The sequence below is a fragment of the Pseudomonas sp. Y5-11 genome, assembly GCF_022368695.1.
Lineage (GTDB): Bacteria > Pseudomonadota > Gammaproteobacteria > Pseudomonadales > Pseudomonadaceae > Aquipseudomonas > Aquipseudomonas parakoreensis.
In genome coordinates this window covers 3,926,771-3,940,152 of sequence record NZ_CP058974.1, presented here as the reverse complement: position 1 = coordinate 3,940,152, position 13,382 = coordinate 3,926,771, and the positions used below count along the sequence as shown (strand labels likewise).

Below are 13,382 nucleotides of genomic sequence, written 5' to 3'. Positions count from 1 at the left end.
AGCGAAACGGATCCTCAGCCTTACGGCAACTGCCCGTAAAGCGAAAGTACGAACAGACATAGTTGGCGAATGTACCAGTGCATCGTTGCTTATCGCTTGAAGATGATGTGACAGCGGGCGGCTTGCACGTTGCGTGATTTCTTCCGTTTGCTAGGCTAGAACTAGATCTCAGTCAGGCGCAACGCAGGGATTTAGCATGAGCGCTAACGCACTCAATGATCACCACTTAGCACATCGTGCGCCGCTGCCTCGGGGTATCCAGTCAGCAGGCCTAGGATTAGTGTGCTTCTGGACCGCAACGACCGCCCTGTGAGCACGACCGTTCATAAGTCCATGGTTTCAAAGAAACCCTGCTGCAATACGCTTCGCTTGATCCGCGACGTGCGAATCTGTGCAACTGAAAGCCCCCCGTGCACGACTCATCAGTGATGATTGCCTGTCGGAGCAGCCCATGGCACTACTGCAAACTCTCTATTTCATCCCCTGTCTCGGTCAGGAAATCACCGATTTTCTGTTGCAAACCGTACCCCTACGTAGACGGCGTAAAGTGGCGCGTTACCTTCAGCATGTCGACTTATGGTTGCGCCACACACAGTACAAGTCGCTCAGTGATAGCCTGCTGCCGCTAGAGGCCTATGTGTATTTTTATCTTTCACATATCACTGTATACCCCGGACCGGCAGAACCCACAGAGCCCAGGAATTACTACCTTCCAGTCTACATTGATGACTTGCTCATCCAGCGTGAACTGAAAGGCTTGGGTCGACTGAGCAATCGCCAGGCCGCTTCCAGAATCGCCGCGGCCATGAACTGGCAGGAACATCGCTTCGGCGAAAATCTGGACCCCCTGCGTTCCCAGATGAAGAAGCTCTACCGTCAAGCCACTCGCTTTGCCCATGCTACTGAACTCACAGCACACACAAAACTGTACTCAGGCGAAAGCCTGGAACTGATTTGCGGAACCTGCAGAGGTGTGGAGCACTGGGTGAGGGATCTCGCGATGCTTCGTTTGTTACAAGAAACAGGATGCACCACATCGGATCTGGCCAAAGCAAAATGCACCGATCTTCTTTACGGATACAATGATGAGTGGTATTTCCAATTCGGCAAGGATAAGAAGATCTGCCTCAGCGAAGGGAGCGCGACCCTCCTGCAGGTGTTACTCGGCCGACATCATCATTTGGAGAAATATCGCGCTGGTCACCAACAATTGTTCAGCATGGGAGACGTTGGGGTCGAGTTCGAGATGAGTGCCCACGAGGTAGAAGTCGTATTGGAACGCCGCTACCGCTTTGCGCTAATGCTGAGCAGTGTGAACTGCCTATCGGTTGCCAATCTTTACGACCCTGTCGCCACGCCCTTCCCGGAAGGATTTGTCAGTGAACGTGCCGCACCCACTCCACACCTTGGAAAAATCCACAAGGCCGTCAACCTCCAATTTACGGCCGACTTTGATAAAGCACTTGAGCGCCCCACCTCAGCAGCCTCAGAAGACCAATACTTTTACGAAGATTGGGACGCTGCGATTCGTAACTCTCGACTAGCATTGACAGAGCCGGAGGATTTACACGCCACTGAAAGACCTGCCGAGACGCAAAATGCCAACCTGCGACAGAAGCGCGTGCTGATTGCCGGGGAAGGCATCGATGAAGCGGCCTGGGCCAATTGGGGCGTAGACTAATCGCTTATTACTGTGACAGCGACGCATACGTCTCTCGCTGCGCCGGTTTGCTCACCTTTGACCGACCGAGTTCAGCGAAAACGGAGCGGGCTGTAAAATGGAATTCACAAGCGGACTGCTGGGGAAGGACAATCAGCGCCCACGCAGCGGGCCCTACCCACCGGCGATAGACCACTTGACTGGGGGTCGTCCTAGAGCAGGTTAGATCCGATTCGGATAGCCGGCGTATCTGCCTGGTCATGAAAAAAATAATTTCATGAGCTAGTATTTTCGTCATCAGCCAATTTTTTTCGCGCTCCCCTTTGAGTGAAGCAAATACTTCGTGCGTCCGTTTCGATTCAAGCCAGGCTCCCAGTTTTTTTTTGACACATGACCTTGCTTTCGCGCACAAGTCGGATGGCGTTTTAACTCCGTACCAAAAACATAGCCAGTCAAGATAGCCGACGAGTTGATAGCCTTGCCTGGGCACATCACACTCCTCAATACTTCGCCAAATTCCGGCAAGATTTTTCTTGCTCAGTTTGATTTCAGGAAGAAAACACTTTCTAATTTTTCGGAAGATACACTTCAAAATCGGAAGTAGGTCATTGACTGTCAGCTCTATTACCGAGCTTTTCACTGTCGAGCAACGACTGATGTTACTGATTCTGTAAAAGCCCACTTTTTTATCACCCTGACCTGATGCCGCCCTAGCCTGAACCTCATTGAACAGCGCACGCTGATGCACCGCAAAATCGGTGATAGCCGAGGAAAACTGAGCGGCATTATCAAAGTAAATATTGGTCGGCTGATTGATATCAAAAAACACCTGACGATCCCTGCCGCGCTCAAAAATTCGATGGGCTAAAATCAGCCGGTTCAGCCCGGATCTATTCAAATAGGACCGGCCACTTTGACTTCCCTTGAGTCGCAGCAGATGGCCACAATAGTTGCAGCCGTATGGTTCACGGAACAACCTGCTGTTTAACGAGTAATCCATCGCCCCGCCGCAGGTCTGACACGCTTGGCTCAACTCGACCTGATGGATCGGGCACTTCTTGATGAGTAGGTATTGAAATAGGGAGTAGTGCACACCACGCACCATGCATACGGGACAAACTCTTAAATTGGCTGCAATGTGATCATTGCTCGGTACAGCTGAAGGTACTAAGAAAAGTGCATCTTGTTGCGCTCTATCAAGGGTAAAGCATTCGCGAATCGCTACCGGATTCACAGCCGCGCTGTGGGCGAGGTTTGGGAATCGGCTACGCTTACCATTACCCTCTCTCTGTGATGGCGCAAAGATTTTAACCAGTGTATCTCCGTGGATGACGTTATAAAGTGCAAACCGGCTTAGAATCGAATACGCAGATTCGTAAGCCATGTACAGTGGGGCCACCGGACAATACCTGGGATTGATGCTCATCGTTTTAGTATCCGGGACGATTATCATCATCAGGCGCTCGGATCAGCAGCTTTACTATTGCGCGTTGCGGCTTGAAACCAAGATTCACGGATAGATCGCAAGCTGAACTCCCTGGTAATCGTGTAGCCTGGGTGATCCATGTCAACACTATCGCGCAAAATAATTTCTATCGTTTTGCTGAAATACTGCATCGGTATTTCCATTTTGCTTTTTAGCTTTAATTCCTTGTAAGCATCACAAAAGGCATCCCACAGTATGTCTTTCACTTGCGCCAGCCTAAAGCCATTGGCATATGCCTGTGGGACAAAAAATTTGGTGAAAGTCCATGTGGAATTGGCCGGATAAGGGGTACTGTCAAAAAAGCCAAGGCAGGTCGCGAAATCTTCTTTTTCGCGTATGCCGCGGAAAGGGTGCTCGTAAAGCATGAACCTATTAACAATAGCCTCCCCCTCCACCCCGGTTTTGAGGAAGGCTTCCTTCTGATCAAGCAGTTGCTGCTGTCCTACCAGGATGGGAAGCAATGTCACACCCTTTAGCCGCAGGTCATTATAGATATCCTTGACCCAGTCAAAATGCTGCTGCTGAAGCCGCTGAGCTTCATCCATGAATAGAATAAAGACCTGCCGTGAATCCCTGCGCGCCGCTTGCTCCATGAAATTCACTAACCGAAGATGTTTTTTTGAGAGGCTAACATTGTCATTCCACTGCTTGTGACCGACAACCGCCAGCAGTGAGTTATAAAAATTACCTTTCGTGGCTGATATTTCTCGCTTCGCATTGTAAATAACAACAGGAAAATCAGGAAAATCTTGTGCAAGGCATTGCTGACAATAAAGCATTGCCCAAGTCTTACCGTAACGGGTATGCCCCCAGATCACTAAACCAGAGTCTCTGCGACGAATAACCTTAAGCACAAGCGCGTAAGTCTCACCGATCGAAAATGTCGGGATCAAATACCGCTGATTGCAGACAGGATGAAGATCAACCTCGACGGGTCGCGTATCCTGGATGTCCATTTGCACCCTCTATTCAAAAAGTGAAAACTTTAAACAGCTTTACTCTGTCGACTTGTGATTCCGATGTCGGAGGAGACGTTTCTTCCTCGACAGACGAACCTACTGAAGTCATGCCAGTATTTTTGTAGAGACTAGTCGCTCTCTCTCGAGTCATTTTGTTACCTTTCAATTGAAACCTACGGACAGCTTCAATGAATGACTCATTTTCCGTAAAGCGGAATTGTCCGTCCTTCACGGCCTTTGAAATCTCAGTCTGCAATCTGTAGCTGTGTGGCGTGTTTGAGTAGGGTGGCGGTGGTGTTAGCACACCAACAAATGCACCAGACTCATCAAGCAAATTGATCGAAGATACATCTCTACGAGAATACTCGATGATCATTTTCCGTCCTGCCGAATTACTCCGCAATACATCCGGATTTCGGTATTTCTGGTAAGCAAAGTTAATGAACGCGCCCCCGTATTTGGCATTTGACTGAACGATCTTTGGCTCGCGAATTCGCGTAAACGCTGCCTCATTTTGATAACGGGTAGGCAGTGTGTTCGGCGGCAATGCCCTTGCCTCCATACGCATGAGGAACAAGTCCAATGGGGTGTGGCCTTGGATTGACGCGTGCGGACGACCATTATAGTCAGAGATCACAATGTCTACGGAACTTTCCAACTCTTCTAGAGACAGCAACATCTTCAAAGGGTTTTTGGACTTTGGCGATAAACGTGCCTTGATCTCATCTGTGGATTCACTCCCCGTGGTACCAATTATTTTGTGAGAAAAGTTTTGCACCAAATAGAGAAAAAAACGCTCCACAATAGGGCGATCATTGGGGGTGTACGGTCTACCGAACTCCACCACACAGCCAAGCCTATCATTTAGCACCTCAATCACATGCTTCGCCTTATGCGCCCAAGCATTATCCAGTTTTAATGTGGACCACGTTTGCCACGCCCCCGAACTTTCTGAGGGGAATCCCCCTTCATCGCGATAACGGGTATCAGGAATATTCAGCGGTGGACGAACGTGCGGGCTCAGGGCTCTATAAATCGCCGTAAGCAAGTCTACTTGATCATACTGGTGGCCCAGTGCCAATGAATACCCCAACACACACCTTGAAAATTTTTCGATTAGACAAATTAACCAGACCCTGAGAATTTCATATTCAACAGGCTCCCCATAGGCATCCCTTTCGCGAATAACCAAGCGAAGATCCAATTTGTGTCCATCTGCTTCAACTTGCTCCAAGATGTCCGATGGATCAATATCTCGGACGCTCTCGTTAGCTTGTGAGGACTTCAGTTCTTGCTCCGCTTTCAATTCTCGGTGTTTATCCTGCAACCACCTCCTAAGCCCGCTTATACCTTCGGTTTTTTGATTTAATGGGTATTGATGTCTGGCAACTCCAGCCTCAATGCACCTGCGCACGAACGCTTTATGAATCGCTATAAAGTAGTCGCCGCCAGATTTTCGGGGTCTATATCTACGGGCTTGAGCTTTCAGCCACTCATCCACATCTGGATGTTGCTCAACGAAATGCGTAAAAGCGCCGGAATAGCCTTGCGTAGCGGATGAGCCGGGCTGCGCTTTCCGATTGTATTTTTTTTCACCACTGCGCTTATAAGGTATTGCAGCCACCCAGCCAGCGGGACTTCCGGACTTGTCTAGTGCTTCGCATTTGTCGATGACTCGATAAAGCGTTGAGCGAGGTATCCCATATTTTTCTTGAATTTCCTCTAGCGATGCGCCTTCCTTCAAGAACGCCCGGATAGCTTTAATACGATTCTCCGTCGGACCTCGAAGGGCGTCCGGCAAGACCGTTAAGTCAACCGCACGCCACTTGTCACAATCATAGCCTTCTCGTTCGCGTTCGGACCTAGAAAATCGTTGATCACTCATCCTGGGCATCTCCATGGCCTAATTGGGATGCCCCACTCAATTTAGTCGAACTCAAATTCTTGACGTTTAATCGGCCCTTTCTGACCAACTCGAACACCAAAGCTGCGCCCTTCTCGCCAAAATCCTGCTCAACCGCCTGCATAGCGCTGCTCACCGTAAGTCCATGCCTTGGGAGGAGTCTCATCACTTCGCGAAGATTGCGCTCAGTCAGTGCATCTCTCTGCTTGTTGATATAGGAAAGCATGAGTAGGTAGTTTTCGTAGCGGGTACGTTCAGATTTCAGGAAATCAGTATCTAAAATTTCGCAGAGAAAGCCGTTATCGTCGGCATAATTCTGGACTTCAACGCTCGTGCTGGAACCCAGGCATGACTTGGACACCACAATGAGTGACGCGTGGCTATTCTCAAAAGCGAGCGCGACCGGGATTCGAACTTTGTCCAATTCGATGAAACGCTGGTTCACGGTCAAATCGCTCACCCAAGGATCAAACTCCACCTCGGCGAATCGCCATAGAGTGGGTCGGCAGAACAAGCTGACCTTCTCGTTTTGCTTATGACTGAACACCACGAATTCTGGAGCGCCCGCTGGTCTTGAAGGATGGGAGAGTGGGTCCATTGCCTACCTTTTTGAATAATGCCATTGAAATCAACAAGTTACGAAGTTTCAAAATTGCACATGCACTCGATAGTTTCACAATTAGAGAGGGATTATGGGCGACAGATAGCGCATCGCTATATTTTATAAGAATAAAAATATATTATTTATTCCAGAATGGATTAATAGCTCAGCGAAAATGCTTAGGCGTGGTTGTTAAATACGATGAATCCATTTCAAATGCTGAGTTTCAAATTTTGAGAGTCTCGAATTTTCGAAGTCGCAAGGTCAAATACAGCTAACACGCGCAACGTTTGCGATAATACCGGCCACCGCGGCGCGACAGCATATCGAGTGCTGGTGCCCCCATCTGTTAATCGGGTTTGGAGAACTTCATGCGTGACATCATTGACGGCTTTCTGCGCTTTCAGCGCGAGGTTTATCCGCAGCGTGTCGAGCTGTTCAAGCAGCTCGCGACGGCACAAAATCCCAAGGCGCTGTTTGTCACCTGCTCGGACAGTCGTGTTGTGCCGGAACTCCTTACGCAGCGTGAACCGGGCGAACTGTTCGTGATTCGTAATGCCGGCAATATTGTGCCGTCTTACGGCCCCGAGCCCGGCGGCGTTTCGGCCACCGTCGAATATGCGGTCGCTGTGCTCGGCGTTCAGGACATCGTGATCTGCGGCCATTCGGACTGCGGCGCGATGGGCGCGATTTCTCGCTGCACTTGTCTGGACCACCTGCCAGCGGTTGCTAACTGGCTCCGTCACGCGGACGCCGCGAAAGCGATCAACGCGGCGCATGAGTTCGACACGCCCGGCGCCAAGCTCGATGGCCTTGTGCGTGAAAACGTGATCGCGCAACTGGCGAATCTGCGTACGCATCCATCAGTGGCCCTCGCGCTTGAGCAAGGGCGGCTGAATCTGCACGGCTGGGTTTACGACATCGAAGCCGGGTGCATCGATGCACTTGATGGCGCGACACGGCAATTCGTTCCACTTGCGGATTCGCCGACCACCGTCGCGATCGCTGCTCGCAACGCCCCTCAAATGTGAATTGCCGGTCGCTTGGTTGGCCAGACCGCCGTCTCCATCAGTGACCGGCGCTTTGGCCGCCATCGACGTGCAGGATTTCGCCCGTGACGAATGGGGCGCTGTCCAGATACAACACCGCTGCGACGATGTCTTGCACGTCGCCCATGTGGCCGACCGGATGCAGGCGGCCCAGTGCGGCGTGGCTTTCCTCGCCATGCATCGGGGTCTTGATGATGCCCGGCGAGACCGCGTTAACGCGGATGCCGCGCTTGGCGTACTCGATCGCCAGGGATTTGGTCGCGGCGTTCATCCCGCCTTTGGTCAGCGACGCCAGCACCGATGGCACGCCCTCGATGGCGTGATCGACCAACGATGTGGTGATGCTGACCACATGACCGCCCTCGCCTTGCTTCTCCATCTGGGCAATCGCCTGCTGCGACATATGGAAGAAGCTGCCCATGTTGGTGGCCACGGTATTTACATACTCTTCGCGGGTATAGGCCGTGAACGGCTTGGCGAGGAAGATCCCGGCGTTGTTCACCAACGTGTCGATGCGGCCAAAACGTGCTACGCCTTCTCGGATGATTTTCTCGGACGTCGCCGGATCGGCAATGTCTCCGGCGACGGTCAGGATGTCCGGATCCAGTGACGGCTGGATGGAGCGCGAAGTCGCCACCACTTGATAACCGAGTTTACGAAAACCCTCGACGATGCCCGCGCCCAGCCCCTGAGATGCGCCAGTGACCACAACGACTTTTTTTGAATGGCTCATGATAATGCCTCGATAGTTGAAAAAAGCGGTTTCAAGTGCCTCAGCATTACCTGGGCTCCACCAGCGACTGGCGGTACTCGGTCGTGGTTATTCCTGCGTAGCCCCAGTTATCGGTATCGACTTCCTCGATCACGATGTGCGTCAGGTGCGGGTCCTTGTTGAGCACCGTCTGCATGGTTTGTGTGATCTCGGCGATCACCTGTGCTTTTTGTTCGCTGGTAACGCCGTCGCGGGTGATCCGAACGTTGATGAAAGGCACGGGAAAGTCTCCAGTTCGCGTCTCATCGGCATGATGAGACGGCAAGTGGAATGAACTCTATAAGCTGGCCTTGAATGAATAAATGCGCGCTCGGTTACTTCATTTATGACGCCGTGTAATGAATAAAAGCCGCGGTCCTCGCCACTGTGTCATCGACATCGGTATGCTTTGGGCACTTCGCGAATACTCGGTGTGATGAATATGAAGCGTCATTTTGATGACCTGCAGCTAGGAAGCATCGAGCTATTTTGCCTGGCCTCGGAAACGGGCAGTTTTACGGCAGCCGCGCAGGTAGCCGGTGTGACGCCTGCGGCAGTAAGCCGCTCGATTTTGCGTCTTGAAGAGCGTCTGGGGTCACGTCTTTTCGTCAGAACCACACGCAGCATCCGGATGACTGAACCGGGCCGGGTGTTCTATGAACAATGCCGACAGGCCCTGACGCAACTGGTGGAAGCACAGCAAGAAGTCATGGGCGCTCAATCGACGCCTTCAGGCCGGTTGCGCATCAGTCTTCCGACCACGTATGGGCATCACCGGATCTTGCCGCTTCTGCCGAAATTTCGGGCGCTTTATCCAGACGTCAGCGTGGATGTCCATTTGGGTAACCGAAATATCGACTTTGTGGCGGAGGGCTACGATCTGGCGATTCGGGTCCGGGCTCAACCGGACTCGACCCTGGTAGCCCGCTTGCTGGAGGACGCACAACTGGTCGTGGTCGCGACACCTGAATACCTGACCAAGGCCGGCACGCCAACGACACTGGATGACCTTGTCACTCACGAGTGCATTCAATTTGAACTGCCCAGCAGCGGCCGTCGCATCTCATGGCTGTTCGAGGTCGATGGCAAACATCGCGAGATCTTCACAGAGGGCCGCTATTGCTGCTCGGACGATGTGCTGGGCGGCGTCACCCTGGCCAAACACAGTGCTGGTCTGTTCCAGACTTACCGATTCATTGTCGAGAACGAATTGGCCGATGGGCGCCTCGTCGAGGTACTCCAGCCCTACAATGGGCGCTCCCGGCCTTACACCCTGCTCTACCCTCATGGCCGCTACGTTCCTCAGCGGGTCCGGGCATTCGTCGATTTTCTGCTGCAGCATCGAACCGATTGGGCGGCGATCTAGATACCGCCATTTGAGGATCATCAACAAACCCCCGATTCGGATGCGCTAATCTGGCCTGACTTGCGCTGCCTCAAGGACTCTCCCAATGCCTGCCAACTGTACCGAAGTGGATGTCGCGATTATTGGCGGCGGTCAGTCCGCACTCGCCGTGGCTTACTTCCTGCGTCGCACCGGGCGCTCGTTTGTGATCATTGATGCCGAAGCCGCACCGGGTGGTGCGTGGCGGCATGGCTGGGATTCCCTGCGATTGTTTTCACCTTCGACCTGGAGCTCCATCGCCGGCTGGATGATGCCGCCGGTTACCGACGGCTATCCCAGTCGTGACAACGTGATCGATTACCTGCGCCAGTATGAGCAACGCTATCAGTTTCCTGTCGAACGGCCTTATTGGGTCGATGCTGTTGAGCGCCAGGGCGATCGACTTCAGGTCAAAGCCCAGGGCCGTTGCTGGCTGGCCCGCGCAGTGGTCAGTGCGACCGGCACCTGGCGTCATCCTTACCTGCCACATTACCCCGGCAGTGAAACCTTTACCGGCCAGCATTTGCATTCGGCCCATTACGTCAATGCGAAGCCTTTTGCGGGGAAAAAAGTCCTGGTGGTGGGCGGTGGCAACTCCGGTGCACAGATCCTCGCTGAGGTCTCAAAAGTGGCCGACGCCACCTGGGTTACTCCGCAGCCGCCAGAATTTCTCGCCGATGACGTCGATGGCCGCGTGCTGTTCGAGCGCGCCACCGAGCGCTGGAAAGCCCAGCTCGCCGGGACCGTCATTGAACAACCGGTCGGAGGCCTGGGCGATATCGTGATGGTCCCGCCAGTCGTCGAAGCTCGAGAGCGCGGCGTGCTGCATGCGGTTCGGCCGTTTCTGCGCTTCACCGAAACCGGGGTGACGTGGGCCGATGGCTCGCAAACGCCGGTCGACGTAGTGATCTGGTGCACCGGTTTTCGCCCTGCCCTCGGTTATCTGGCATCACTGGGGGTGTGTACCGCCGATGGACGTGTGGTCGTTGAAGGTACGCGTTCGATCAAGGAGCCGCGCTTGTGGCTGGTGGGGTATGGCGACTGGACAGGTGCCGCTTCCGCGACTCTGATCGGCGTCACCCGAACGGCGCGAAGTACGGTTGAGGAGATCGAGCGGTTTTTAATGACGCAAAATACACCGGCTAGCGAATCAGCAGCTCCACGGCACGCGCGGTGATGTACGGCTTTTATCAGCACTTCTGTGCAGGAGCTACCCAATGAGCATTGACTGGCTGAACTTTACGCCTTGGACTGCCCTGGGCGGAGGGGCCTTGATAGGCCTGGCGGTCGGGGTATTCGTGCTCGCCAATGGTCGCATCGCCGGCATCAGTGGCTTGATTGGCAGCGTGATGCAATTTGGCAGTGAAGGCTGGAGCGAGAAGGCACTGTTTCTTCTTGGCCTGATGCTCGCGCCACTGTTGTGGGGAGTGTTTGCCGTACTGCCGCAGATCGAGATCAAGGCAGAATGGCCGACGCTGATCATTGCGGGATTGTTCGTCGGCGTGGGCACCCGTTACGGCTCTGGCTGCACAAGTGGTCATGGGGTTTGCGGGATCTCTCGACTGTCCGCCCGATCCATCACGGCAACGATGTGCTTTATGCTCGCCGGTTTTGCAACGGTGTACGTCATTCGTCATGTCGTGGGGGCTTGAAAATGATCAAGCTGAGCGCGTTTTTCGCAGGACTGATCTTCGGCCTGGGGCTGCTCCTGGCAGGCATGGCGAACCCCGCCAAGGTACTGGCTTTCCTGGATGTGGCCGGGGCCTGGGATCCGTCACTTGCTCTGGTGATGGGAGGCGCCATCGCCGTGGCGGTTATCCCGTTGAACTGGGCGCGGAACAACAAGCAATCCTTGCTGGGAGCCCCCATGCAGTTACCGATGAAACGGGAGCTGGATGCCCGCCTGATTGGCGGCAGCCTGCTGTTCGGCATCGGTTGGGGGATGGCGGGAATCTGCCCTGGGCCAGCCGTCGCTATTGTGCTTACCGGGCACGGGCAGATCATCGTATTCGTGTTGGCCATGCTGGCCGGCATGTACCTGTTCTCTCTATTGGAACGTCGACGCAGGAGCTGATCAGGTACTTGCTGGGGGAATCCTCACATCCATTGATTTTTATCAGAAGACGCTACGAGCAATGAATTAAACCTGCCTTATCCCTTCTCTCTGAACCCGGACAGGCAGGTGATCGATGTATCAGAACCTGGCACTGCTTGCCGCTTTCCTGCTGGTCTATAGCCTGTTTGCCGGACGTTTCGAGTCGCGCCTGCTCAATGGGCCTCTGATGTTCATGCTCGCCGGGCTGATTCTTGGCCCGGCATTCCTGGGCCTGCTGCTGCCCCGGATCGACAAGGACGGCCTCCGGATCCTGGCCGAACTGACCTTGGCAATTGTGCTCTTCAGCGATGCCGCCAACGCTGATCTCAAGGTGCTGAAAGTCCACGAAGGATTACCGCTACGCTTGTTGTTGATCGGGCTGCCGCTGACCATGCTCGGTGGCTGGCTGGTCGGCATCTGGCTGTTTCCGCAGATTCCCTCGATCGAACTGGCCATCTTGGCGACTCTTCTGGCGCCCACGGATGCCGCACTGGGCAAGGCTGTCGTGAGCAATCCGAAGGTGGCGGCATCCGTGCGTGAAGGATTGAACGTGGAGAGCGGGCTCAATGACGGCATCTGCGTGCCGGTGCTGTTGATGTTCCTGGCCCTGTTGATCGAAGAACAGACGCGGTCGCCCGTCTCGCTGGCGGTGGAGCTGGTGGCCGAGGAGCTTGGCATTGGCGCGCTCGTCGGCGTCGCCCTGACGTTGATCGCCTGGTTGTTGCAGCGCTACGCCGGGAAACGCCATTGGCAAACCCCCATGTGGTCACAGCTGACGCTACCCGGACTGGCGCTGGTTTGCTTTGCCACCGCGCAAGCATCAGGCGGTAGCGGGTTTATCGCGGCGTTCGTTGGCGGCCTGCTCGCCAGTTATCTGTTTGCTCAACAAAAGCATGATCTGCTCAAGGCCAGTGAAGAGTTCGCCAGCCTGCTTTCCGTCATTACCTGGGTGGTGTTTGGCGCGCAGGTAATCCCTTGGGCCTGGAGCAGTTTCACGCTGAATATCTGGTTGTATGCAGTGCTCAGCCTGACCGTGGTTCGCGTACTGCCTGTGCTCATCAGTCTGGCAGGGACCGACTTCGATTTCGAAACCCGGCTGTTCATCGGCTGGTTCGGTCCGCGCGGCCTGGCAAGTATTGTCTTCGCCGTGATGATTCTGGACTACCCTCTGCAAGTCGGTCGTACGTTGGTGGCTGTAGCAGCCTGTACCGTTTTACTGAGTGTGCTGCTCCATGGTTTGAGTGCCAACCCATGGGTCTCGCGGCTGGCAAATCGTGTTCTTTGATAATTGTCAGAAATGCCACTGAATGCCGGTGCTAGCGTTGTGATCAACAAATGGCTAAGCGTCTGTCCGAGAACCCTTCACGGAGCAGAATATGGGCAGGAACATGAGTGTTGGCAGGCAACTGGGCTTGCCCGTCGCCATTATCGTCGGCAGCCTGAGCCTGCTCGCCGGCTGCGACAAAGAACCCCCGACCCTCGCCCGCCAAGCGC

13 protein-coding genes are annotated in these 13,382 nt (G+C 53.9%); 7 read left to right on the top strand and 6 right to left on the bottom strand.

From position 1 onward, the window contains the following. Positions 1-451 precede the first annotated feature (451 nt). Positions 452-1,681, top strand: coding sequence for a hypothetical protein (locus tag HXW87_RS17370; protein ID WP_004577538.1), 1,230 nt, complete (start codon positions 452-454; stop codon positions 1,679-1,681). Between the two features lie 7 nt (positions 1,682-1,688). Here the strand turns inward: HXW87_RS17370 and HXW87_RS17365 are convergent, their stop codons facing one another. The 4 genes from HXW87_RS17365 to HXW87_RS17350 are packed head-to-tail and all read right to left on the bottom strand — an operon-like array spanning position 1,689 to position 6,606. Next, positions 1,689-3,086, bottom strand: coding sequence for a TniQ family protein (locus HXW87_RS17365; protein WP_157404876.1), 1,398 nt, complete (start codon positions 3,084-3,086; stop codon positions 1,689-1,691). Between the two features lie 29 nt (positions 3,087-3,115). Then, complete coding sequence (locus tag HXW87_RS17360; RefSeq protein ID WP_004577540.1) at positions 3,116-4,102, bottom strand: ATP-binding protein; 987 nt, start codon at positions 4,100-4,102, stop codon at positions 3,116-3,118. 13 nt (positions 4,103-4,115) lie between these two features. Further along, the gene (locus tag HXW87_RS17355) at positions 4,116-5,990 is read right to left on the bottom strand and encodes a helix-turn-helix domain-containing protein (RefSeq protein ID WP_033727105.1); all 1,875 of its coding nucleotides are present in this window, start codon (positions 5,988-5,990) and stop codon (positions 4,116-4,118) included. Continuing rightward, positions 5,983-6,606, bottom strand: a complete 624-nt coding sequence (locus HXW87_RS17350; protein ID WP_023102086.1) for a hypothetical protein — start codon at positions 6,604-6,606, stop codon at positions 5,983-5,985. Before HXW87_RS17350 ends, HXW87_RS17355 begins: the two co-directional genes overlap by 8 nt. A gap of 374 nt (positions 6,607-6,980) precedes the next feature. Here HXW87_RS17350 and HXW87_RS17345 point away from each other — a divergent pair, with 374 nt between their 5' ends. Beyond that, a complete protein-coding gene (locus tag HXW87_RS17345; protein WP_041063919.1) occupies positions 6,981-7,640 on the top strand; it encodes a carbonic anhydrase in 660 nt (219 codons plus the stop codon). A 37-nt stretch (positions 7,641-7,677) separates the two neighbouring features. Here HXW87_RS17345 and HXW87_RS17340 read toward each other — a convergent pair whose 3' ends face one another. Both HXW87_RS17340 and HXW87_RS17335 read right to left on the bottom strand, forming a co-directional pair. Then, positions 7,678-8,391, bottom strand: a complete 714-nt coding sequence (locus tag HXW87_RS17340) for an SDR family NAD(P)-dependent oxidoreductase (RefSeq protein ID WP_239776979.1) — start codon at positions 8,389-8,391, stop codon at positions 7,678-7,680. A 46-nt stretch (positions 8,392-8,437) separates the two neighbouring features. After that, a complete protein-coding gene (locus HXW87_RS17335) occupies positions 8,438-8,650 on the bottom strand; it encodes a 4-oxalocrotonate tautomerase family protein (RefSeq protein ID WP_095669182.1) in 213 nt (70 codons plus the stop codon). A gap of 201 nt (positions 8,651-8,851) precedes the next feature. Here HXW87_RS17335 and HXW87_RS17330 point away from each other — a divergent pair, with 201 nt between their 5' ends. The 5 genes from HXW87_RS17330 (at position 8,852) to HXW87_RS17310 (ending at position 13,173) form a co-directional block, all read left to right on the top strand. Continuing rightward, positions 8,852-9,775 carry a LysR family transcriptional regulator gene (locus HXW87_RS17330; RefSeq protein WP_239779166.1) on the top strand — a complete coding sequence of 308 codons (924 nt, stop codon included), beginning with the start codon at positions 8,852-8,854 and terminating at the stop codon, positions 9,773-9,775. 85 nt (positions 9,776-9,860) lie between these two features. Continuing rightward, entirely contained in the window at positions 9,861-10,970 is a 1,110-nt protein-coding gene (locus tag HXW87_RS17325) for an ArsO family NAD(P)H-dependent flavin-containing monooxygenase (protein ID WP_239776977.1), read from the top strand. A gap of 40 nt (positions 10,971-11,010) precedes the next feature. Continuing rightward, a complete protein-coding gene (locus tag HXW87_RS17320) occupies positions 11,011-11,445 on the top strand; it encodes a YeeE/YedE family protein (protein ID WP_095669180.1) in 435 nt (144 codons plus the stop codon). Positions 11,446-11,447: 2 nt separating this feature from the next. After that, the gene (locus HXW87_RS17315; protein ID WP_121185434.1) at positions 11,448-11,867 is read left to right on the top strand and encodes a DUF6691 family protein; all 420 of its coding nucleotides are present in this window, start codon (positions 11,448-11,450) and stop codon (positions 11,865-11,867) included. A 115-nt stretch (positions 11,868-11,982) separates the two neighbouring features. Then, positions 11,983-13,173 carry a cation:proton antiporter gene (locus HXW87_RS17310; protein ID WP_239776966.1) on the top strand — a complete coding sequence of 397 codons (1,191 nt, stop codon included), beginning with the start codon at positions 11,983-11,985 and terminating at the stop codon, positions 13,171-13,173. Positions 13,174-13,382 lie beyond the last annotated feature (209 nt).